This is a genomic window from Arthrobacter sp. JUb115 (genome assembly GCF_004365035.1).
Lineage (GTDB): Bacteria > Actinomycetota > Actinomycetes > Actinomycetales > Micrococcaceae > Glutamicibacter.
Genome location: NZ_SOBS01000006.1, coordinates 39,623 through 61,829 on the forward strand (window position 1 = coordinate 39,623; position 22,207 = coordinate 61,829).

A 22,207-nucleotide genomic window follows, 5' to 3' on the forward strand; every position below is an offset into this window, starting at 1 on the left:
GCACTATGAGCAACCCACTACGCGACGCCCGCGACCGGCGGCTTAACCGCATTGCCGGTCCGGGCGCGCTGGTGTTCTTCGGAATCACCGGCGACCTTGCCCGCAAGAAACTCATGCCAGCGGTCTACGACCTGGCTAACCGCGGACTGCTTCCCCCGAATTTTGCGATTGTCGGCTTCGGCCGCCGCGACTGGACGGCGCAGGACTTCGCCGACCAGGCCCGCGAATGGATCCTCGCCAGCGCCCGCACCCCCTTCAACGAAACCGTGTTCGCCCAGCTGGCCGCCGGCATGCGCTTCATCTCCGGCGCCTTCGACGATGATGGCGCCTACGAGAAGCTGGCCGCGACCCTGGACGAACTGGCCGAATCCCGGTCCACCGGGCGCAACCACGCTTTCTACCTCTCGATCCCGCCGAGCTGGTTCGAGGTTGTCTGCCAGAAGCTCTCCGAGCACAAGCTGGCCAAGGACAAGAACCCGGGCTGGGAACGCGTGGTCATCGAGAAGCCCTTCGGCCACGACCTGCAAAGCGCCCGCGAACTGAACGAGATCGTGGAGTCCGTGTTCCCGCCGGACGCGGTGTTCCGCATCGACCACTATCTGGGCAAGGAAACCGTGCAGAACCTGCTGGCTTTGCGTTTCGGCAACCAGATGTTCGAGCCGCTGTGGAACAACAAGTACGTGGACCACGTGCAGATCACCATGGCCGAGGACATCGGCATTGGCGGCCGCGCCAGCTACTACGACGGTGTGGGCGCGGCCCGCGACGTCATCCAGAACCACCTGCTCCAGCTGCTGGCGCTGACCGCCATGGAGGAACCCATTTCCTTCGACGCGGACCACCTGCGCAGCGAAAAGGAGAAGGTGCTCACCGCCGTCCAGCTGCCCGAGGACCTGGGCGCGGCCAGTGCCCGAGGCCAGTACACCTCTGGCTGGCAGGGCGCCGAGGAGGTCGTCGGCTTCCTCGACGAGGAGGGCTTCAACCCGAAGTCCAAAACCGAGACCTACGCGGCGGTGCGCCTGAACATCAATACCCGCCGCTGGTCCGGGGTGCCGTTCTACCTGCGTGCCGGCAAGCGCCTGGGCCGCCGCGTCACCGAAATCGCGGTGGTCTTCAAGAAGGCGCCGAACCTGCTGTTCACCGACCACAAGGACGACGAATTCGGCCAGAACGCGTTCGTGATCCGCGTGCAGCCCGATGAAGGCGCGACCATCCGCTTTTCCTCCAAGGTGCCCGGCACCCAGATGGAGATCCGCGATGTGACCATGGACTTCGGCTACGGCAACGCCTTCACTGAATCCTCGCCCGAGGCCTACGAGCGGCTGATCCTCGATGTGCTGCTCGGTGAGCCGCCGCTGTTCCCGCGCCATGAGGAAGTCGAGCAGTCCTGGCGCATCCTGGATCCTTTCGAGGAGTTCTGGGCCTCGCAGCCCACCCAGCCAGATCCCTACGCTCCGGGCTCCTGGGGACCCGAAAGCAGCGATGAGCTGATGGCCAAGGATGGAAGGACCTGGAGACGACCATGATGATCGATCTTCCCAACACCACCACCTCCAAGGTGGCCAAGAAGCTGATCTCCTCGCGCCGCACCCACGGCGTGGTAGCGCTCTCCCGCGTGATGACCCTGGTGGTCATCACCCGCGAGGGGTTCGCCGAGAACGCGATCGAGGCGGCCAACTTGGCCAGCCGCGAGCACCCCTGCCGGATCATCGTGGTGGTCCGCGGCAACAAGTCCGAGGCCAACCGGCTGGACGTGCAAATCCGCGTGGGCGGGGACGCCGGCGCCTCCGAGGTGATCGTGATGCGCACCTACGGCCCGGATGTCGTGGCCGACGAGGCGCTGATCTCCGCACTGCTGCTGCCCGATGCGCCGATCGTGGCCTGGTGGCCGCATGGCGTGCCGCAGGATCCGGCCGGCACCGCGCTGGGCAAGCTGGCGCACCGCCGCATCACCGATTCGGCGGAAACCGAAGACCCCACCGCCGCGCTGTTCAGCCGCATCGAGACCTACCAGGCCGGCGACACCGACCTCGCCTGGACGCGGCTGACCCTGTGGCGTGCCCAGCTGGCGAGCATCATCGACCTGATCGGCACCGAGGGGCTCTCGGGCATCACCGTGAAGGGCTCGGATAATTCCCCGTCCACCACCTTGCTGGCCGCCTGGCTGACCCTGTGCCTGGACGTCCCGGTGACCATCGCCGCGGACAAGTCCAATGGCGGGCTCTCCAGCGTCCGGCTGGCACGCGAAGCCGGCGACGTGGAGCTTTCGCGCCCTTCCGGCGCGGTAGCCCACCTTTACCTGCCCGGATCGGCCCCGCAACGCATCTCCCTGCCACGGCGTTCGGTGGCCGAATGCCTGGCCGAAGAGATGCGCCGCCTGGACGCCGATGACGTCTTCGGCGAGGTCATCACCAAGGGCCTGAACCTGACCAACCTGAGGAGCATCAGATCCAGTGATCGCTAGGCAAATACTGATCCATGAGAACCCGGAAGCTACCGCCCACGCCATTGCGGCCCGGCTGATCACCTCGATCGCCGATGCACTGGCCGCCCGCGGAGTTGCCCACGTGGTGGTGACCGGCGGTTCGCTGGGCATCGCCGCCCTGGAAGCCGTCGCGGCCAACCCCGCCAAGGCCTCGGTCAACTGGTCGCAGGTGCACTTCTGGTGGGGCGACGAGCGCTTTGTCGCCACCGATTCAGCAGATCGCAACGTGCTGCAGGCCGCAGCCCTGTTCGACGCGCTGGATGAATTGGGCCTGGACCGCGCCACCGTGCACGCCATGGGCGCCAGCGACAAGTACGAGTCCGCCGAGCAGGCCGCCGCGGCCTACGCCGAGGAACTGGCCGGGGAAGCCGAAGACAGCGCCTTGAACCCCGCGTTCGATGTGCTGATGCTGGGCATGGGCCCGGACTCGCATGTCGCCTCGCTCTTCCCGAACCACACCCGGTCCGACGAGCCAGGAGTCATCGCGGTCCACGACTCCCCCAAGCCGCCTGCGCACCGCGTCACGCTCACCATGGGCACCATCAACACCGCCAAGGAGGTCTGGCTGATCGTGGCCGGTGCCGACAAGGCGCCGGCGCTGGCCAAGGCCCAGCACGAGGTCAACGAGACCGCTGTCCCGGCCTCCGCCGTGCACGGCACCCAAGCGACCCGCTGGATCATCGACCGCGCCGCGGCCACCTTGCTCTAGCCTGCACCGCATCGCCGGTGCCGCGATCCTGCACTCCAGGATCACGGCACCGGCCTTTGCTTTCCCCTCGCCACCTGCCCGAAAGGTTCCCATGCATCCCGCCCCGCTGCCCGATGCCGCGCAGCCATCCCGCAAGGTCACGGTGATCGGCGCCGGCGTCATCGGGCTCTCCACCGCCCATGAGCTGGCTGCCGCCGGCCACCAGGTCACCGTCATCGCCGACCAGCTGCCGCTGCAGACCGTCTCCGCGGTGGCCGCAGCCATCTGGTTCCCGTACCACTCGGAGAACTCCGCAGCCGCCGATCTGCTGCTCGCCCGTTCGCTGGCACGCTTCGAGGAGCTCTCCGGCATCAAGGAAACCGGCATCGACCTGCGCCGCGGCCTGAATCTGGAAGCGTCCCCGGAGGAAGACCGCTCTTGGGCACAGATCGTCGCCAACGCCGCCGAAGCCCCAGCAGAAGACATCCCGCGCATTGCCGCCGCCGGCATGCGTGCCACCGTCCCGGTGATCACTATGCCTCTCTACCTCTCCTGGCTGCATGAACAAGCCTTGGCCAAGGGCGTCAAGTTCATCCAGCGCACCATCGGATCCATCGACGAGGTGCAGGAAGAGGCCGACACCGTCGTATTGGCCACGGGCCTGCGTGGCGGCGAACTCACCGGGGATGACGGCACTGTCTACCCCATCCGAGGCCAGGTGATTCGCCTGGCAAACACCGCAGGGTTGGTCCACTGGCTCTGCTATGACGAGCATCCCCAGGGCGTCACCTACATCATTCCGCGCCGCGATGACATCATTGTTGGCGGTACCGACGTGGCCAACGACTTCAACGCCGAGGTCGACCCGCAGACCGCCACCGACATGCTGCGCCGTGCCATCGGCCTGGTCCCCCAGCTGGCCGGCTGCGAGATCCTGGAGCACAAGGTGGGGCTGCGCCCGGCACGCGAGACGATCTGCTTGGAGCGCGTCGACGGGCACGCGGTGCCTGTCATTGCGGCCTACGGCCACGGCGGGGCTGGGGTCACCCTTTCTTGGGGTACCGCACAGCGGGTCGTGGAATTGCTCGGTACCTAGCAGTACCAGCGGCAAACCGGCAGCCACGCGTTTTCCGCGTGGCTGCCGGTCTGCTTTAACCGGCGGCGGGACTGTGGCAGAACGGACCAGGCGCTCCCGCAGGTCCGCTATCAACTACGGGCCAAGTGACGGGAATCACCATTGACACCCGCTTTTCCGAGCGTATTATTTCATTCGTACTACTCGTCCCACGGTTTCGCGAGACGTTATTTCGACCATTGCGATCTCCATGAATCTTCCCAATGCGCGGTCCGCCGCGCAGCACAGCGTGCTGGCCAAACCCGCACGCGCAGTAGCCGTCGCCTTTGCCGGCGCAATCCTCATTGGCGGATTGCTCCTGTCTTCACCGGCGGCCAACACGCAAGGCACCTTCACATCCTTGGTGGACGGGATCTTCACCGCGACGTCAGCGGTGTGCGTCACTGGCCTGACTGTCTTGGATACGGCAACCCACTACACCCTCTTCGGCAAGATCGTCATCCTGGTCCTGATCCAGGTCGGCGGCCTGGGCCTGATGCTCGTCGCATCGTTGCTGAGCATGCTGGTCATGGGCCGCATCGGCTACCTCACCCGGCTCTCCACGCAGCGCGAAAGCTCCGCCGTTTCGGGCGCCGACGTGCGCACCTCGGCATTGATGATCATCAAGCTGTCACTGGCCATCGAATCCGCAGTGGCCCTCGTCTTGGCCCTCCGCTTCTGGCTGGCCTACGACTACGAACCCGCCAGGGCGATCTGGCATGGCCTGTTCCATGCGGTCTCTTCCTTCAATAACGCGGGATTCGCCCTCTACTCGAATAACCTGATGGATTTCGTCGCGGACCCGTGGCTATGCATCCCCATCAGCATCGCCATCATCCTCGGCGGCTTGGGCTTCCCGGTTCTGGTCCAGCTCAGGCATCACTGGCGGAATTCGCTGAAGTGGACGATGAACACTCGCCTGGTCCTGCTCATGACCGCATTGCTGCTGCTTGGCGGCACCATCTTCATCACCGCCATGGAATGGTCCAATCCGAAGACGCTGGGCGAGCTTGAACCTGCCCAGCGGATCCTGGCTGGATTCTTCCAATCGGTGCAGACACGTACCGCTGGCTTCAATTCCATCGATATCGGCGCGATGCATCCAGCCTCCTGGCTGGGCATGGATGTGCTGATGTTCATCGGCGGAGGGCCTGCCGGCACCGCCGGCGGCATTAAGATCACCACGGCTGCGATCCTGCTGTTCATCATCATGACCGAACTTCGCGGCGAGACCGCCGTCAATGTCCTAGGCAAGCGCCTGTCCCGCTCGGTGCACCGGCAGGCCATCACGGTGGCGCTGATGGGCGTAGCGGCGGTATTCGTCGGCACCATGGGCCTGCTGCTGCTGACCGGCTATTCCCTGGACCGCTGCCTCTTTGAAGCCACCTCCGCATTCGGCACCGTCGGGCTGTCCACCGGCATTACCCCGGATTTGCCGGACCCTGCCAAGGGCATCCTCATTGCATTGATGTACCTGGGCCGCGTCGGGGTCCTCTCGCTGGGCTCCGCGCTGGCCCTGCGCGATCGAAAAGCGCTCTACGAACTCCCCAAGGAAAGGCCTTCAATTGGCTAAGCTACTGAATTTTCGAAATGACGCCAAGGGCCTGTCTAAGGCGGACTCCGTTGCAGTGATCGGGCTCGGGCGATTTGGCGAATCCCTGGCCCTGGAACTGATGAAGTCCGGTACCCATGTCCTGGGCATTGACGTGCACGAGAACATCGTCCAGTCCCTGAATGGGGAATTGACTCAGGTGGTTCGCGCCGACGCCTCAAGCCGGGAAATCCTTGAACAGCTCTCGATCCACGAGTTCGACCGCGTGGTGGTTGCCGTAGGCAGCCACCTGCAGTCATCCATCCTGTGCTGCTCGCTCTTGGTCAGCATGGGGATCCCGCAGATCTGGGCCAAGGCGCAGGACGATCGGCACGGTCTGATCCTGGAGCAGCTCGGAATCCACCACATCGTCTACCCGGAGAAGGATATGGGCAAGCGAGTCGCCCACCTGGTGCGCGGATCCATGATGGACTACCTGGAAGTCGATCCAGGCTATGCCATGGTGAAAATGAGCGCACCAGCCACATTGCACGGTGTGAAACTCAGTGATGCCGGGGTACGCAATAAATACCGGGTGACCATCGCTGCCACGACCAATGCGGCCGGCGAATGGAAGAACACGGACGGAAACACCGTCCTGCAGACCGGAGACAAGATCCTCGTGCTGGGATCGATTGCCGATACCGAGAAGTTCGGGCAACTGGCCTGAGACGCGCAATAGGCGCCTTCCACATGATGTGCAAGGCGCCTATTGACTGCTACGGAAGGGTACTGCCTAGGCTTCGATGCTGAATCGCAGGACCAGAGCGAGGCCGATAATCACGGCACCCCAGATCAGACCAAGAATAATGGTGATGCGGTTCAGGTTGCGCTCGGCTACACCCGAAGATCCCATTGAGCTGGTCATGCCGCCGCCGAACATGTCGGACATACCGCCACCACGGCCCTTGTGCAAAAGGATCAGCAGGGTCAGCAGGACGCTTGTAATGCCCAGCAATACCTGCAAAATGATCTTGATAATATCCAAGTCGACGGTTCCTTAGTTAGATTCAGTCGGTGACGAGATGATGCTCGAACCTGACAATATTAGCAAATTCCTCGGCATCCAGGCTGGCACCGCCAACCAACACGCCATCAACATCGCGTTCGCGCATGATCGATGCGGCATTTGCTGCCTTAACACTACCGCCATAGAGCAGTTGAGTCTTCTCGGCAATCTCTGCACCGAAGCGTTCAGCCAGCGCACCGCGAATTGCGGCGCACATTTCCTGCGCGTCAGCTGGTCCGGCAACTTCGCCCGTACCGATGGCCCAGACTGGTTCGTAGGCGATGACCAGGCTTGCGGCCTGCTCAGCGGTTACGCCTTCCAGCGACTGAGCCAACTGGTCCAGGGTGAATGCCACATGCTCGCCGGCCTTGCGTACTTCCAGGCCTTCGCCGACGCAGAGCATCGGGGTCAGGTCGTGGCGGTAGGCAGCAGCCAGCTTGGCGGCAATCACCTGGTTGGTTTCATTGTGGTACTCGCGACGCTCGGAGTGGCCTACCAAAACGTAGGTGCAGCCGAGCTTCTTGAGGAACTGGCCCGAAATTTCACCAGTGTACGCACCTGAGTCCTGTGCGGACAGATCCTGGGCACCGTAAACGATATCCAGTTTGTCGCCCAGGGTCAGTGTCTGCACGCCGCGGATGTCGGTGAAGGGAGGCAACACTGCGACCTCGGCACGATCGTAATCGTGCTCATGGTCCTTCAGGGTCCACGCCAGCTTCTGCACCAGGGTGATGCCCTGGACGTGGTCCATGTTCATCTTCCAGTTGCCGGCAATCAGCGGCTGGCGCACAAAGGCGCCGTTCTGCGAAATGGTCATTATTAGCCTTCCAATGCGGCAACACCCGGCAGGGTCTTGCCTTCGAGGTACTCCAGCGAAGCGCCGCCACCGGTGGAGATATGGCCGAAGTCATCCTCCGAGAAGCCCAGTGCGCGCACGGCTGCAGCGGAATCGCCGCCGCCTACGACGCTGAACGCTTCCGAGTCCGCCAGAGCCTGCGCGACGGTACGGGTACCTTCGGCGAAAGCAGGGATCTCGAAGACGCCCATCGGGCCATTCCAGAACACGGTATTTGCGCTGGTGATGTAGCTTGCGAACAGTTCAGCGGACTTTGGTCCGATGTCCAGGCCAAGGCCGTTGGAGCCGAAGCTGGCTTCTTCGATCATGTCTGCGGCCAGCACCTCGTGCTCTGCGTCGGCACCGAACTTGCTTGCCACTACGACGTCGCTAGGCACGATGATGTCGCAGCCGAGCTTCTCGGCCCGCTGCAGGTATTCCTGGCAGGTCGCGATCTGGTCTTCTTCAAGCAGCGAGCTGCCAATGGCGAAGCCCTGCGCCTTGAGGAAAGTGAAGGCCATGCCGCCACCGATCAGCAGCTGATCGGCCTTGCCCAGTAGGTTGTCGATGACAGCGAGCTTGTCCGATACCTTGGACCCTCCGAGCACCACAACGTATGGGCGCTTCGGGGCCTCGGTCAGGGTCTTGAGGACCTTGACCTCGGTAGCAACCAGGTCGCCCTGGTAGCTAGGGAGCAGACTGGCGATGTCGTAGACCGAAGCGTGCTTCCGGTGCACAGCACCGAAAGCGTCGTTCACGTAAGCGCCGTTCTGACCGGTCAGCGCAGCCAATTCCTTGGCGAACTCTTCGCGCTGCGCATCATCCTTGGAGGTTTCGCGAGCATCGAAGCGGACGTTCTCCAGAACCAGCACGGAGCCCTCTTCGAGGTTTGCCGCCAACTGGCGAGCGGAGTCGCCCACCACGTCTTCGGCAACAGCTACGTCGAAGTCAGCCAGTTCGTCCAGGCGGTTAGCCGCAGGAGCGATGGAGTACTTGGCATCGACCTGGCCCTTGGGGCGTCCCAAGTGGGCCATTACGATGACCTTTGCGCCAGCTTCAGCCAGCTTGCCGATGACTGGCAGCGACGCGCGGACGCGGCCATCATCGGTCACAGTTGCACCGTCGAGCGGTACGTTCAGGTCACTGCGGACCAGAACGTACCGTCCGCGGACGCCGTTGTCAGCGATCAATTCGTCAATGGTGTGAGAAGACATGTCTCTAGGTTATCGACTAGAGGCTGGATCCCACGAATTCAACGAGGTCAACAAGTCGCGAGGAGTAGCCCCACTCGTTGTCGTACCACGCGACGACCTTCACGCTGTTGCCCATCACGGTGGTCAGACCGGAGTCGAAAACTGCCGAGTGGGGGTTGGTCACGATGTCCGAAGAAACCAGTGGATCGGTGGAGTACTCAAGGTATCCGCTCAATGCACCCTCGGCAGCTGCCTTCTCGAATGCTGCGTTGATTTCTTCCACGGTTGCGGTGCGGGCCAGGTTCACGGTCAGGTCGGTGGCCGAACCGGTTGGAACGGGTACGCGCATAGCGTAACCGTGCAGCTTGCCCTTCAGCTCTGGGAGCACCACGCCGATGGCCTTGGCGGCACCGGTGGAGGTCGGGATGACGTTCAGTGCTGCGGCACGGGCACGGCGTGGGTCGCTGTGCGGCGCGTCCTGCAGGCGCTGGTCTGCGGTGTAAGCGTGGATGGTGGTCATCAGGCCATCAACAATGCCGAATTCTTCGTTCAGCACCTTGGCTACTGGAGCCAGGCAGTTGGTGGTGCATGACGCGTTCGAAATGATGGCGTGGTTTGCAGGATCGTACTTGTCCTGGTTGACGCCCATCACGATGGTGATGTCTTCATTCTTGGCAGGAGCCGAGATGATGACCTTCTTTGCGCCAGCAGCTACGTGCTTCTTGGCGTCTTCTGCGTTGGTGAAGAATCCGGTCGATTCAATGACGACATCGACGTTCAATTCGCCCCATGGAAGGTTGGCTGGCTCGCGCTCAGACAGAACCTTGATACGGCGTTCTCCGACGACGATGGTATCGCCGTCCACGGATACCGGCTCGCCCACTGGGCCGAGCACGGAATCGAACTTCACCAGGTGAGCAAGCGAATCGATTGAACCAAGGTCATTGACGGCGACGATTTCAATGTCTGCCTTATGGGCCAGAACTGCACGCAGGAAGTTGCGTCCGATACGACCGAAACCATTGATTCCAACACGGGTTGTCACGTGACTATCTCCTCTAAATGGGATGATGATGCCACGACCGCACGCGAGCGGAGGTGGCCTTCTTTAAGAGGACACTCCGTTGTGCCGTGCTTGCGGATCCCAACGAATTGCCGGGATCCGCAACACACTTGAAACATACTACGCTACATTAGCGCAGAATGTGAGCTAACTTACCAGATAAGTCTTACTTACCTGGAAGGATCAGCGCTGCTGCGCCGTTGCGGGCAGCTTCGAAACGAGCCTGGACATCTGCCCAGTTCACGATGTTCCAGAATGCCTTGACGTAGTCAGCCTTGACGTTGACGTAGTCCAGGTAGAAGGCATGCTCCCACATGTCCAGCATCAGCAGCGGGGTGGTTGCCACTGGGATGTTGCCCTGCTGGTCGTACAGCTGCTCGATGACCAGCTGGCCGCCCAGTGCGTCGTAAGCCAGCACTGCCCAGCCCGAGCCCTGCAGGCTCATGGCCGAAGCGGTGAAGTGGCCACGGAAAGCGTCGAACGAACCGAAGAAGTCGTCGATGGCCGCTGCCAGCTCGCCCTCAGGCTTGTCGCCACCCTCTGGGGACAGGTTGTTCCAGAAGATCGAGTGGTTGGTGTGGCCACCCAGGTGGAACGCCAGGTCCTTGGACAGCTTAGGGATATTGCCGAATTCGCCCTTTTCGCGAGCTTCAGCCAACTGCTCCAGTGCCGAGTTTGCGCCAGCAACGTAGGTTGCATGGTGCTTGGAGTGGTGCAGTTCCATGATGCGAGCCGAGATGTTCGGCTCCAGTGCAGCGTAGTCGTACTGCAGTTCTGGCAGTGAATAAACAGCCATGATTCTCCTCAATCTTCTCAATTGGTTGAATCTCCGCGGGAGGGCTCCCGCGGGGACATTTTAATGTTCCAGTTCATCTCCTGGAACGCTGGACTCCGTACCTGGTATTCCCAGATCGCTCGCCTTTTTATCCGCCATAGCCAAAAGGCGGCGGATTCGGCCAGCGATGGCGTCCTTGGTCATTGGCGGTTCGGCCATGCGGCCGAGCTCATCCAAGGATGCTTGCTTGTGCTCAAGGCGCAGCAGTCCCGCATAGCGCAAGTGCTCGGGAACCTCGTCGCCCAAGATGCCCAGTGCACGCTCAACGCGGGCACCGGCAGCTACCGCTGCCTGGGCACTGCGCCGCAGGTTGGCGTCGTCGAAGTTCGCCAAGCGGTTCGCCGTCGCGCGAACTTCCTTGCGCATGCGCCGTTCTTCCCAGACCATGAGCGCATCGTGAGCGCCCATGCGGGTCAGCAGTTGGGCGATGGCATCGCCATCACGGATCACAACGCGGTCCACACCGCGCACTTCACGCGCCTTGACAGTCAGTCCCAGGCGGCGAGCTGCACCGACCAGCGCCAAAGCGGCTTCTGGCCCAGGGCAGGTGATTTCCAAAGCGGAGCTGCGTCCGGGTTCGGTCAACGATCCGTGGGACAGGAATGCGCCGCGCCATACAGCTTCAGCGTCGGCGGTAGAACCGTTGACGATCACCGAGGGCAGGCCGCGTACCGGCCGGCCGCGCTGGTCAAGCAGGCCAGTTTGGCGTGCAAGCACTTCGCCGTCCTTGGAAACACGCACAATGTAGCGGCTCCCCTTGCGGATGCCCGATCCGGAAACCATGACGATTTCGGCATCGTGGCCGTACAGCTCGCCGATAGCAATCTTCAACCGCCGGGCCGTCGCCGCGAGGTCCACTTCTGCTTCGATGACAATTCGTCCGGAGACGATGTGCAGCCCGCCGCTGAAGCGGAGCATGGTCGAAACCTCGGCCTTGCGGACCGATGGCTTGCGAATCTCTACCCGCGACAGCTCGTCTTTGACGGAAGCCGTCAATGCCATGAATCAAACTCCCTTACTTGGATCTTCCTAAGACCCGATCGCGGTAAACACCTCGTGATAGGCCGCCGCTAGTCGCAACGGGTCGTGCACAGCACGACCGTCAGATACTCCTACTGTACTAAAAAAGACACGCGCACCGAGTTTTTGCGCTGCCAGCTCAAATCGATCCCTGTTAAGAATCTTTGATTCGTCGGCAATAATTGCATCGAATTTGACCTCGGGTGCGTAACGTCCCAGCACCTCCAAGTGCGCCGCGGCGTCCATCCCGGAAGTCTCTGCCGTATCAAAGGCCAGGTTCATGGTCAGCAGCTTCTTGGCCGTGGTCGATGCCAGGGCCTGGCGCATATCCGGCAGCAGCAGATGCGGGAGCACCGAGGTGTACCAGGAACCGGGACCGAGAATCACCCAGTCCGCCAGATCGATGGATTCCAGCGCTTCGGAGCAGGCCGGCGCATCGGACGGTTCCAGGTACACGTGGGTAACCAGGCCGCCAGAACCGGCGCGAGCCAGCTTGGCCTGCCCATCGATTCGGCGACGCACCAAGGTGTCGTTCACCGGGTCGGATTCAAGAACCTCGCCATGGATGGACAGCGGAACCGTGCTCATTGGCAGGACCTGCCCGCGCGCGCCAAGCAGGGCACCTGCCCAACGCAGGCCAGCTACCGGGTTATCGAGCAACTCCCACAGCGCCAGGATCAGCAAATTGCCAACGGCATGGCCGTTCAATGGCTCGTCGGCGTTTTCGGTCGATTCAAAGCGGTACTGCATGACATCGCGCCAGGTACGGCCCCAGTCATTGTCGTCGCACAGCGCAGCCAGCGCCATGCGCAAGTCTCCCGGGGGCAGCACATCGAAGGATCCCCGAAGCCGCCCGGAACTGCCGCCGTCATCGGCCACCGTTACTACGGCGGTGAGGTCGGTAGTCAGACGGCGCAGGGCAGAGAGCGACGAGGACAGCCCGTGTCCCCCGCCCAAGGCCACCACCGATGGGTTGCGGTAATCATCACTTCGAGTCAGTCCCTGGATCGGGATCGGACCTGTAGCAAAGGCCATGGCGGCTACTCACGCCCCAGATCACGGTGGCTGATATTCACCCTGACGTTCGGGAACTGCGCCAGGCGCCGGCCCAGCTCAATGGTGGTTGCTACCGAGCGGTGCTTGCCGCCGGTGCAGCCCACGGCAATAGTCGCGTAGTGCTTATTCTCGCGGCGGTAGCCTTCAAAGACCGGTTCCAATGCCTTGAGGTAGTTCTCGATGAACTCGCTCGTGCCTTCCTGGCTCAGCACATAGTCCGACACTTCCTTGTCCTTGCCTGTCTGCGGGCGCAGTTCAGGTACCCAATGGGGGTTGGGGATGAAACGGACATCTGCCACGTAGTTGGCATCAGCGGGCAGGCCGTACTTGAACCCGAAGCTCATCACGTTGATGCGCAGGATGATCGGCCCGGATTCGCTGAACAGTTCGTTGACTGCACGTGCCAGGTCGTGCACCGACATGGTCGTGGAATCCAAGATGATTTCGGCAGCTTCACGCAATTGATCGGTGATCCCGCGTTCGCGCTTGATGCCGTCGACAATGCGGCCGTCATCCTGCAGCGGATGCGGCCGGCGACCCTGCTCGAAGCGGCGGATCAGCACCTCGTCGCTGGCGTCGAGGTAGACCAGGCGGAACTTCACCCCGCTGGCTGTCAGGTTCGCCAAGGCATCGCGGATTTCCGGGAACATTTCCTTGGAGCGCACGTCCATCACGACAGCCATCTTCGGGATGGAGCCCTGCGAACGGCTCATCATCTCCGTCAAGGGTCCAAGCATGGCCGGTGGAAGGTTCTCCACTACGTACCAGCCCTGGTCTTCCAGAGCATGCGCGACTGTGGTGCGACCGGCACCTGACATGCCGGTTACGATCACGAGTTCGGACTCAGGGGGTTTTACTGCTTCATACTCAGCGGTCATATCACAAGGCTAGTCGACAATTTCGCCTGTAGTCATATTCACACCGGTTAATGAAGCGTCTTCTAGGGACTCTTTGATGGAAGTCGCAAGTTTTTCACCGACTCCTGGCACGTCCATCAGCTCCTCGATGCTCGCCGCACGGATCTTCTTCATCGACCCGAAGTGCTTGCGCAGGGCAGCCTGCTTGGACTTGCCCAGCCCCGGGATCGCGTCCAAATCCGAGGCGATCATTGATTTGGCACGCTTGGCGCGGTGGAAGTTGATCGCAAAACGGTGCGCCTCGTCGCGAAGCCGCTGCACCAAATACAGGGCAGCTGAGGCACGCGGCAGGATCACCGGGAACGGATCGTCGGGCAGCCACAGTTCTTCCAAGCGCTTAGCCAGGCCGACCACTGGAATGTCATCGATTCCCAGGTCGTCCATGGCCTTCTGCGCCGCGGCCACCTGGGGCGGTCCGCCGTCAACGATCACCAGAGATGGCGGGTAGGAGAATCGCTTCTTTTCCTGCTCACCGGTTTCTTCATTCATTTCCCCGGTTGCAAAGCTCTTGGGGTCGATCTTCTCCTTCAGATAGCGGCTGAAGCGACGGTAGATCACGTCGTACATGCTGGCGGTATCATCGCGTGCTGCATCACCGGTGATGGAGAACTTTCGATATTCGCTCTTCTTGGGCAATCCATCTTCAAAGACCACCATGGAAGCAACCACGTTGGTGCCTTGGGTATGCGACGCGTCATAGCATTCGATGCGAAGCAGTGCTTGTTCGGCTCCCAGTGCATCCTGCAGTTCCTGCATCGCCAGCGAACGAGTGGTGATATCACCTGCTCGCTTCGATTTGTGCAGGCGCAGCGCTTGTTCGGCGTTCTCCACGACGGTGGATGCCAGTGCCGCCTTGTCGCCGCGTTGGGCGACGCGCAAGGAGACTTTGGAACCGCGCAGCTCAGTGAGCCAGGTCGTGACATCCTCAATGTCTTCGGGCAGAGTCGGAACCAGGATTTCCTTGGGAATCCGGTCCGCGTGATCTGCGTAGACCTGGGTGAGAAGCTGCTCGACGAATTCAGCGCCGGTGGTATCCGCAACCTTTTCGACGACCCAGCCTCGTTGCGAACGGATACGGCCGTCGCGGACATGGAATACCTGCACGGCGGCTTCCAATTCATCGCCATGAATGCCGAAGATATCAGCTTCGGTACGGTCATCAAGGACCACGGCGTTGCGTTCAAAAACTCTGTTCAGTGCGGCAATGTCATCGCGATAGCGGGCGGCCTTCTCGTATTCGAGTTCTGCCACCGCCTCTTGCATCTTGGCTGTCAGGGCCTTGGTGAACTTAGTAGCCTCACCGCTCATGAAGGTGCATAGGTCATCAGCCAGTTGACGGTGGTCTTCTTCGCTGATGCGCCCCACGCAAGGCGCCGAGCATTTGTCTATGTACCCCAAGAGGCAAGGGCGACCCGATGCTTCGGCACGCTTGAACACGCCCGGCGCACAGCTGCGCACAGGAAAGACCCGCAACAGCGTATCGAGGGTTTCCCGGATGGCCTTGGCCGGATAGAACGGCCCGAAATACTTCACGCCCTTGCGCTTGTCCCCGCGCATGACCAGGGCGCGCGGGTACTTTTCGTTCAAGGTGACAGCAAGGTACGGGTAGGTCTTGTCATCACGGAAAACAATATTGAACCGGGGATTGTATTCCTTGATCCAGGAGTACTCCAGCTGCAGCGCTTCCAATTCGGAACCCACCACGGTCCACTCCACGCTGCCGGCGGTGAATACCATGGCCCGGGTTTTGGGCGTGAGCCGGTCAGGATTGGCGAAGTAGGAGGTCAAGCGGTTGCGCAGGACCTTGGCCTTTCCAACGTAGATGACACGGGCGTGTTCATCGCGGAAACGGTACACGCCCGGTTTCGTGGGAATGTCCGAAGTTCTCGGACGGTAACTTGCCGGATCAGCCATGGTCTATTTCGCGTCCGGTGGCAGCTGGTTGTAGGAATCGACCCGTTCCTGGCCGGAAAGCTCGGCAATCGCATCAACGATCCGGTCCGTGGCCTGGCGGCGCTGCGGCAACGGGTGCTTGCGTCCCAACTGGTCGAAGTACAGCGGCTCGCCATAGTGGATATGGAATTTGGCAGGACGGAAACCCTTTGAACCAGCAGGCTGCAGCTTCTCCGTGCCGATCAAGCCCACCGGCACCACTGGTACACCGGTGGTCAGCGCCAGCCAGCCCACGCCGGTGCGTCCGCGGTACAACTTGCCATCGCGCGAGCGAGTGCCCTCGGGGTAGATGCCGATGCCCTTGCCGCCTTCGACGATTTCCACCAGGGAATCGAGGGCGGCAACCGAAGCTGCCTGTTCGCCACGCTGCACCGGAATGGATCCCACGGATTCGAAGAAGGTCTTCATCACCTTGCCCTTCAGTCCCGGGGTGGTGAAGTATTCCGCCTTGGCGAAGAACGCCACGTCGCGCGGGGTCAGCGCCTGAATGATCAAGGAGTCGAAGAATGACAGGTGGTTGGAGGCGACAATGAAGCCGCCTTCCTTGGGAACGTTCTCAAGCCCGGTCACTTCCGCACGGCATACACCGTGGATGACGCCCCGAATCGACGAACGGGTCATGGTGTAGATGCTCATCTACTTTGCACCTTCCTGCATGAGGTCATCGTCGAGGTTCAGCGTGTTTGCCAGCTGTGCTCCGAGCAGGAGCTCAGCAAGGTCCCGGGTTGTCGCCACAGTTGCGCCTGCCTGCTGCAGTTCATCATCGTCCTGGGCAAAGCCCCACGCGACGCCGACCGAAGCCACCGAATTCTCGCGGGCGGCATCCCAATCGTAGTAGCGGTCACCCACAACGACGCTGCTCGCCGGGTCCAGCTGCCCGTGCTCCAAAGCTTCAGCGACAATGTGCGTCTTGCTCGAACCCATGCTCCCGTGCTCATCCGCGTTGCCGTGAATCGCATCGAGATGCTCATCCAGCTCCTTGCGTGCAATGAGCTGGCGCGCAATGTTGATGGGCTTGGCCGTGGTCACTGCGACGTAGATCCCGGCCGCGCGCAACGCGTCCAGGAGCGCCACAATGCCCGGGTAGATCACGGATTCTGCCATGCCCACCTCGGCATAGCGGGCGCGGTAGGCCGCGATGATGGAGTCGATGTTCTCGTCGGTGACGCCGTCAAGCGTGCGCAGCCCGATTTGGAGGGGCGGGCCTACCAGCGCTTCAACTCGTGCTTCGCCCGGATCGGCCAAACCATGGGAGGTGACCGCGTGGCGGATACCCGAAGTTATGGCACCGGCAGGGTCCACGAGGGTCCCATCCAGATCGAAGAGCACACTTGTTACCGACATATTCACCTAGCCATCTTCCCATGAAGCGGACGCGGGTTAGCAATCCATAACTGAAATCGCATATGTCGAACATTCTCCGCCAGGCATTACAGGATCTCGGAGAGGAACTTCCCGGTGTGCGATTCGCTCACCTTGGCCACCTTTTCCGGGGTGCCAGCAGCCAGGATCGTGCCGCCGCCTGAGCCGCCTTCCGGGCCGAGGTCGATGACCCAGTCAGCCGACTTGATGACATCCAGGTTGTGCTCGATGGTCAACACGGTGTTGCCCTTGTCGACCAATCCCTGCAGCACCTTGAGCAGCTTGCGGATATCTTCGAAGTGCAGACCGGTGGTCGGCTCGTCCAGGACGTAGATGGAGCGGCCATTGGAACGCTTCTGCAGTTCCGCAGCCAGCTTCACGCGCTGGGCCTCGCCGCCGGAGAGGGTGGTTGCCGGCTGACCCAGGCGCACGTAGCCCAAACCCACGTCCACCAGCGTGCGCAGGTGGCGGGCGATCGGGGTGAAGGCACTGAAGAACTCGGCGCCTTCGGCAATCGGCATATCCAGCACATCGGCAATGTTCTTGCCCTTGTACAGCACCTGCAGGGTTTCGCGGTTGTAGCGGGCGCCCTGGCAGACCTCGCAGGGCACGTAGACGTCCGGCAGGAAGTTCATCTCGATCTTCAGCGTGCCGTCACCCGAGCAGGATTCGCAGCGTCCGCCCTTGACGTTGAAGGAGAAACGGCCCGGCTGGTAGCCGCGCAGCTTCGCCTCATTGGTCTCCGCAAACAGCTTGCGGATGTGGTCGAACACGCCGGTATAGGTCGCAGGGTTCGAACGCGGGGTCCGGCCGATCGGCGACTGGTCAACGTGGACCACCTTGTCCAGGTGCTCCAGGCCCTGCACGCGGGTGTGGCGGCCGGGCACCTGCTTGGCGCCGTTGAGCTTGTTGGCCAGCACCTTGTACAGGATGTCATTGACCAGGGTGGACTTGCCCGAGCCGGACACGCCGGTCACCGCGGTCAGCACGCCCAGCGGGAACTCCACCGACACGTTCTGCAGGTTGTTCTCGTTGGCACCGACCACCTTGAGCTTGCGCTCCTTGTCGATCTTGCGGCGCTTGGACGGGATGTCGATCTGCTTGCGGCCCGAAAGGTAGTCTCCGGTCAGCGACTTGGTGTTCTGCTTCAGGCCCTCCAGGGATCCGGAGTGCACCACTTCGCCGCCGTGCTCGCCGGCGCCCGGGCCGATGTCCACGATCCAGTCAGCTTCGGCAATGGTGTCTTCGTCGTGCTCCACCACGATCAGGGTGTTGCCCAGCGATCGCAGGTGCAGCAGGGTGTCGATCAGGCGGCGGTTATCGCGCTGGTGCAGGCCGATGGACGGCTCGTCCAGAACGTAGAGCACGCCGACCAGGCCCGAACCAATCTGCGTAGCCAGGCGAATGCGCTGCGCCTCGCCGCCGGACAGGGTGCCAGCAGCGCGTTCCAGGGTCAGGTACTCCAGTCCGACGTCCAGCAAGAACTTCATGCGCGCGTCGATTTCCTTGAGCACCTGCGCGGCGATCTGCGCCTCTCGCGCGGTGAGCACGATCGTGGAGAGGAATTCCGCGGCGCTGCGCAGGTCCATGGCGGCAACTTCAGCGATGGAACGCCCGCCCACCAAGACCGAGAGCGACGCCGGGTTCAGGCGCGCGCCGCCGCAGGTAGGGCACGGAATCTGGCGCATGTACTGCTCGTAGCGGTCGCGGGCGTGATCCGATTCGGTTTCCTGGTGCTTGCGGTGCACGTAGGAGATGACGCCCTCGAAGCCGGTGGAGTACTTGCGCTCGCGGCCGAAGCGGTTCTTGTACTGCACGACCACCTTGTGGTCCTTGCCATTCAGGATCGCTTCGCGGGCAGCGGCCGGCAGGTCCTGCCACTGGGTGTCCATGGTGAAACCCAGCTCATGGCCCAGGCCTTCGATCAGGCGGTTCCAGTATTCGGTGGTGGCCTTGCCCAATGACCATGGGGCGATCGCACCCTCGGCCAGGGTGACCTCGGTATCCGGGACGATCAGGTGCTCATCGACCTCCAGCTTGGTGCCGATGCCGGAACAGGCCGAGCAGGCACCGAACGGGTTATTGAAGGAGAAAGTACGCGGCTCGATCTCATCGATGGCCAGCGGATGCTCATTGGGGCAGGCCAGGTTCTCGGAGAACGCGCGCACGCGCTGGGGATCATCCTCGTCCAGGTCCACGAAGTCGGCCAGCACGCGTCCTTCGGCGATGCCCAGGGCCGTTTCGATGGAGTCGGTCAAGCGCTGGCGGGCATCTTCCTTGATGGCCAGGCGGTCGACGACCACCTCAATGGTGTGCTTGACCTGCTTGGCCAGCTTCGGCGGATCGTTCAGCTGGATGGTGGTGCCGTCAACGCGGGCACGGGCGAAGCCCTTGGAAGAGAGCTCCGCGAACAGGTCGACGAATTCGCCCTTGCGCGAGCGCACTACCGGGGCGAGGATCTGGAAGCGGGTTTTCTCCGGTAGCTCCATCAGCTGGTCGACGATCTGCTGCGGAGTCTGCTTGGAGATCGGTTCGTGGCAGATCGGGCAATGCGGACGGCCCACGCGGGCCCACAGCAGGCGCATGTAGTCGTACACTTCGGTAATCGTGCCCACGGTGGAACGCGGGTTGCGGCTGGTTGACTTCTGGTCGATGGACACCGCTGGCGACAGGCCCTCGATGAAATCCACATCGGGCTTGTCCACCTGGCCGAGGAACATGCGGGCGTAGGCAGAGAGCGATTCGACGTAGCGTCGCTGGCCTTCGGCAAAAATGGTGTCGAAGGCCAAGGAGGACTTGCCCGAGCCGGACAGGCCGGTAAAGACAATCATTGCGTCACGCGGGAGATCAATGTCCACGTTTTTCAGGTTATGCTCGCGTGCACCCTTGACGACCAGGCGAGTCAGATCAGTTCTTTTACTCTGCGATGAAATAGCCACGAGGCAATACTAATCGAAAACTACTTCGAATACGTGTACGAATGGACGCAACTCACAGTTAATTCTCCAAACCCCTGATCCGGCGCACGGCGAGCGCTATGCGTGCTCGTTCATCCACCCGAAAAGGCGACCGGTGAGCCGGCATCCCTGTGAATCGAGACCGGACCACGACGTCCCATTCGAGGTACCGGTTGCCCTTGGAACCCCGCGCTGACGGGATGGACTTGGCCGGCTCCCGCGTTTCCCACTGGCATGCTGCCTCAGGGCCGGCACATGCCGGACCTCCCCGAAGCCTGCTGTTCCGAACCGGAACCGATGGGCCCTGTGGTCGAATACGTTGGCTGGCGAATAACCTAGCCGGTCGAGATCCACCGACCGCTGCCACCCTGCCGCACTCAACGTTGGAATACACCCACCTGGTGGCCGCCTTCGGCTCAAGCCGCTTCAGCAACATCATGAACCGTCCCGCTCCTGCGCCTGCCACGTGTGCGATACCTCCCCAAGATCGCAGCTATCTCATAGATGCCAATGAGCGGCGAGCGCATGCCCCGTGTTGCGCAAGCCAGAAAACGGATAAAGTTCGTCGTTCGGTTCACGCCGTCAATCAGGGCACCGCAATCACTGATCCTCAACGCAACTACATCGCGAACCTCGCCAAACGATCCGCCTAGTGGCGTCATCCGCGGTGTCAAGGCCATCCGACAGCAATTCTTTTCCGTGCCAGCATTCAACATCATGAGGCAGCGGCAGATCGTTCCGTTTTATGCCCCCTCACCGGTCACTACACCGGACGGGGTATACGGAACGGCCAGCTTTCCCGTGAATCCATGAAACTTCTGTCATCCAGGTCAGCACGTGGTGTGTTCCTGTACGAGACCGGCTTGCGAGACATTTTGAAAAAGTCAGCACCAAGCAACACTGATCGAACCTATAACGTGAATCTGCTCGGCCGATAGTAGCGTTGCAAGCAATTGCAAGCCTTATGGGAACCTGGCTGCCCGCGCGGCCCGAACAACCTGCAGTCACCAATCAACTACGTCAACAGGAATTCAACATGCAAACTCTCGAAGCCGCGCAACGCTGGGCGACAACATGGGCCGCCGCTTGGCCACTCAAGGACGTGGATGCAATTGTCGGGCTACAAGCTGATGACGGCGACCACTGGGCCTCGATGTTCAGACCATTGCGTGGGCCTAGCGGTCTGCGCGCTTATCTGGAGGAATGCTTCGCGGAAGAAACCAATCCGGCAGAAACATGGTTCAGCGAACCAATCGTCAACGGAAGTTCAGCTTCCGTCGAGTACTGGGTCGTCATGTTCATCAAGGACCAACCAATGACCGTTTCAGGATGCACAGTGCTTTCATTCGACGATTCAGGCTTAGTAACAACGGCGCGAGACTACTCACACGTCAAAGAAGGGCACCACCTGCGACCTGAGCATCCATTCAGCGCCTGACGTCACACTCTGTCCCGTTCAAGGTTCGTTTATAGACAGCAAAGGAATGAAGGTCAGTGCAAGTCAGGCTGGCGGTTCAACTGACACTTCTTTTGCAAGGCCCACTCATTTTGGTCCAAGGGATATGAACTTTCCTGGAACCAACCCAACCACTGAAGCATATTTTCACTATCCGCCTATGCTGCGTAGAGCAGCCTCCGGCGTTTATGATCCATTCATTGTGCACGAGATAACTTTGATCTGAGTTCCTCTACGTGCGAAGCTAAAATTTGACGCTGGTCTCGGGTGAACCTTCTGGCCTGCATGTCGAGAACCGCTCGACTACAGTTGTCTCCCACTCCCAACAGCTGAGATACACGAAGATTAGCTTCGTCCAGGTTCTCTGAACTTCCTATCGCGTCGAAAACTTCCTCACGCCGATCGATCGCTTGAACTAAAGCCTCGAGGATCATCATTTCTTGTTTCGTCCGCAGCTCGCTCTCATCCATGCGGCGATTGTTTCACAAACTTTAATCCTGGGGTAGACCACCTCCGGCGGATGGATTCGAATACTCCCGATTGGAGTAGCCCAATACGTTGTTCTGACACGTTCATGCTGTTTCTGAGTCAATACTGAAGGCACAGGAAATGTCCTAAATCGCGGTCTGGACTGAATATTCAGGGCGGACCGGAGTTTGGCAGCTTGGCAGCT

General features: G+C 61.4%; 20 protein-coding genes. 7 read left to right on the top strand and 13 right to left on the bottom strand.

Annotated elements, in window-relative coordinates; all coding sequences use genetic code 11:
* The first annotated feature begins 5 nt into the window (after positions 1-5).
* From zwf to EDF61_RS11620, 6 genes are all read left to right on the top strand, one after another.
* Entirely contained in the window at positions 6-1,526 is a 1,521-nt protein-coding gene (gene zwf / locus EDF61_RS11595; RefSeq protein ID WP_105656657.1) for a glucose-6-phosphate dehydrogenase, read from the top strand.
* Positions 1,523-2,464: a glucose-6-phosphate dehydrogenase assembly protein OpcA gene (locus EDF61_RS11600; RefSeq protein WP_105656658.1), complete on the top strand. Its 942-nt coding sequence runs from the start codon at positions 1,523-1,525 to the stop codon at positions 2,462-2,464. The genes zwf and EDF61_RS11600 overlap by 4 nt, the downstream gene beginning before the upstream one ends.
* A complete protein-coding gene (gene pgl, locus EDF61_RS11605) occupies positions 2,454-3,194 on the top strand; it encodes a 6-phosphogluconolactonase (RefSeq protein ID WP_133834203.1) in 741 nt (246 codons plus the stop codon). Before EDF61_RS11600 ends, pgl begins: the two co-directional genes overlap by 11 nt.
* Before the next feature lie 91 nt (positions 3,195-3,285).
* On the top strand, positions 3,286-4,269 hold the full coding sequence (locus tag EDF61_RS11610) for an FAD-dependent oxidoreductase (protein WP_133834204.1): 984 nt from the start codon (positions 3,286-3,288) through the stop codon (positions 4,267-4,269).
* A gap of 229 nt (positions 4,270-4,498) precedes the next feature.
* Complete coding sequence (locus EDF61_RS11615; protein WP_133834205.1) at positions 4,499-5,860, top strand: TrkH family potassium uptake protein; 1,362 nt, start codon at positions 4,499-4,501, stop codon at positions 5,858-5,860.
* Positions 5,853-6,548: a potassium channel family protein gene (locus EDF61_RS11620; protein ID WP_181148794.1), complete on the top strand. Its 696-nt coding sequence runs from the start codon at positions 5,853-5,855 to the stop codon at positions 6,546-6,548. Before EDF61_RS11615 ends, EDF61_RS11620 begins: the two co-directional genes overlap by 8 nt.
* Positions 6,549-6,614: 66 nt before the next feature.
* Here EDF61_RS11620 and secG read toward each other — a convergent pair whose 3' ends face one another.
* The 12 genes from secG to uvrA all read right to left on the bottom strand — a co-directional run bounded on the left by secG (position 6,615) and on the right by uvrA (position 20,060).
* Positions 6,615-6,866, bottom strand: coding sequence for a preprotein translocase subunit SecG (gene secG, locus EDF61_RS11625; protein WP_105656662.1), 252 nt, complete (start codon positions 6,864-6,866; stop codon positions 6,615-6,617).
* Between the two features lie 22 nt (positions 6,867-6,888).
* Complete coding sequence (tpiA, locus tag EDF61_RS11630) at positions 6,889-7,704, bottom strand: triose-phosphate isomerase (RefSeq protein ID WP_133834206.1); 816 nt, start codon at positions 7,702-7,704, stop codon at positions 6,889-6,891.
* A gap of 2 nt (positions 7,705-7,706) precedes the next feature.
* Complete coding sequence (locus EDF61_RS11635; RefSeq protein ID WP_133834207.1) at positions 7,707-8,936, bottom strand: phosphoglycerate kinase; 1,230 nt, start codon at positions 8,934-8,936, stop codon at positions 7,707-7,709.
* A gap of 16 nt (positions 8,937-8,952) precedes the next feature.
* Positions 8,953-9,960 carry a type I glyceraldehyde-3-phosphate dehydrogenase gene (gap, locus tag EDF61_RS11640; protein ID WP_105656665.1) on the bottom strand — a complete coding sequence of 336 codons (1,008 nt, stop codon included), beginning with the start codon at positions 9,958-9,960 and terminating at the stop codon, positions 8,953-8,955.
* A gap of 184 nt (positions 9,961-10,144) precedes the next feature.
* Positions 10,145-10,774, bottom strand: a complete 630-nt coding sequence (locus EDF61_RS11645) for a superoxide dismutase (protein ID WP_105656666.1) — start codon at positions 10,772-10,774, stop codon at positions 10,145-10,147.
* A gap of 60 nt (positions 10,775-10,834) precedes the next feature.
* The gene (gene whiA / locus EDF61_RS11650; protein ID WP_105656667.1) at positions 10,835-11,815 is read right to left on the bottom strand and encodes a DNA-binding protein WhiA; all 981 of its coding nucleotides are present in this window, start codon (positions 11,813-11,815) and stop codon (positions 10,835-10,837) included.
* 27 nt (positions 11,816-11,842) lie between these two features.
* Positions 11,843-12,868, bottom strand: coding sequence for a gluconeogenesis factor YvcK family protein (locus tag EDF61_RS11655; RefSeq protein ID WP_105656668.1), 1,026 nt, complete (start codon positions 12,866-12,868; stop codon positions 11,843-11,845).
* Positions 12,869-12,873: 5 nt separating this feature from the next.
* Positions 12,874-13,767 carry an RNase adapter RapZ gene (gene rapZ, locus EDF61_RS11660; RefSeq protein ID WP_105656669.1) on the bottom strand — a complete coding sequence of 298 codons (894 nt, stop codon included), beginning with the start codon at positions 13,765-13,767 and terminating at the stop codon, positions 12,874-12,876.
* A gap of 9 nt (positions 13,768-13,776) precedes the next feature.
* Complete coding sequence (uvrC, locus tag EDF61_RS11665; protein ID WP_133834208.1) at positions 13,777-15,720, bottom strand: excinuclease ABC subunit UvrC; 1,944 nt, start codon at positions 15,718-15,720, stop codon at positions 13,777-13,779.
* A 3-nt stretch (positions 15,721-15,723) separates the two neighbouring features.
* Positions 15,724-16,395, bottom strand: coding sequence for a lysophospholipid acyltransferase family protein (locus EDF61_RS11670; RefSeq protein ID WP_105656671.1), 672 nt, complete (start codon positions 16,393-16,395; stop codon positions 15,724-15,726).
* On the bottom strand, positions 16,396-17,103 hold the full coding sequence (locus EDF61_RS11675) for an HAD hydrolase-like protein (protein ID WP_286172215.1): 708 nt from the start codon (positions 17,101-17,103) through the stop codon (positions 16,396-16,398). It abuts the gene before it with no gap.
* An 86-nt stretch (positions 17,104-17,189) separates the two neighbouring features.
* Complete coding sequence (gene uvrA, locus EDF61_RS11680; RefSeq protein ID WP_286172216.1) at positions 17,190-20,060, bottom strand: excinuclease ABC subunit UvrA; 2,871 nt, start codon at positions 20,058-20,060, stop codon at positions 17,190-17,192.
* Positions 20,061-21,114: 1,054 nt separating this feature from the next.
* Here uvrA and EDF61_RS11685 point away from each other — a divergent pair.
* A complete protein-coding gene (locus EDF61_RS11685; RefSeq protein ID WP_166650790.1) occupies positions 21,115-21,516 on the top strand; it encodes a nuclear transport factor 2 family protein in 402 nt (133 codons plus the stop codon).
* A 215-nt stretch (positions 21,517-21,731) separates the two neighbouring features.
* Here the strand turns inward: EDF61_RS11685 and EDF61_RS11690 are convergent, their stop codons facing one another.
* Positions 21,732-22,004 (bottom strand): DNA gyrase subunit A, encoded by a 273-nt coding sequence (locus tag EDF61_RS11690; RefSeq protein WP_133834210.1) that lies wholly within the window; start codon positions 22,002-22,004, stop codon positions 21,732-21,734.
* Positions 22,005-22,207: the final 203 nt, after the last annotated feature.

Bases quoted from the DNA above. Each gene is read 5' to 3' on its own strand.
- zwf (WP_105656657.1), top strand. From the start codon at position 6: ATGAGCAACCCACTACGCGACGCCCGCGACCGGCGGCTTAACCGCATT.
- EDF61_RS11600 (WP_105656658.1), top strand. From the start codon at position 1,523: ATGATGATCGATCTTCCCAACACCACCACCTCCAAGGTGGCCAAGAAG.
- EDF61_RS11610 (WP_133834204.1), top strand. From the start codon at position 3,286: ATGCATCCCGCCCCGCTGCCCGATGCCGCGCAGCCATCCCGCAAGGTC.
- EDF61_RS11615 (WP_133834205.1), top strand. From the start codon at position 4,499: ATGAATCTTCCCAATGCGCGGTCCGCCGCGCAGCACAGCGTGCTGGCC.
- tpiA (WP_133834206.1), bottom strand. From the start codon at position 7,704: ATGACCATTTCGCAGAACGGCGCCTTTGTGCGCCAGCCGCTGATTGCC.
- EDF61_RS11635 (WP_133834207.1), bottom strand. From the start codon at position 8,936: ATGTCTTCTCACACCATTGACGAATTGATCGCTGACAACGGCGTCCGC.
- EDF61_RS11645 (WP_105656666.1), bottom strand. From the start codon at position 10,774: ATGGCTGTTTATTCACTGCCAGAACTGCAGTACGACTACGCTGCACTG.
- whiA (WP_105656667.1), bottom strand. From the start codon at position 11,815: ATGGCATTGACGGCTTCCGTCAAAGACGAGCTGTCGCGGGTAGAGATT.
- EDF61_RS11655 (WP_105656668.1), bottom strand. From the start codon at position 12,868: ATGGCCTTTGCTACAGGTCCGATCCCGATCCAGGGACTGACTCGAAGT.
- rapZ (WP_105656669.1), bottom strand. From the start codon at position 13,767: ATGACCGCTGAGTATGAAGCAGTAAAACCCCCTGAGTCCGAACTCGTG.
- uvrC (WP_133834208.1), bottom strand. From the start codon at position 15,720: ATGGCTGATCCGGCAAGTTACCGTCCGAGAACTTCGGACATTCCCACG.
- EDF61_RS11670 (WP_105656671.1), bottom strand. From the start codon at position 16,395: ATGAGCATCTACACCATGACCCGTTCGTCGATTCGGGGCGTCATCCAC.
- EDF61_RS11675 (WP_286172215.1), bottom strand. From the start codon at position 17,103: ATGTCGGTAACAAGTGTGCTCTTCGATCTGGATGGGACCCTCGTGGAC.
- EDF61_RS11685 (WP_166650790.1), top strand. From the start codon at position 21,115: ATGCAAACTCTCGAAGCCGCGCAACGCTGGGCGACAACATGGGCCGCC.
- EDF61_RS11690 (WP_133834210.1), bottom strand. From the start codon at position 22,004: ATGGATGAGAGCGAGCTGCGGACGAAACAAGAAATGATGATCCTCGAG.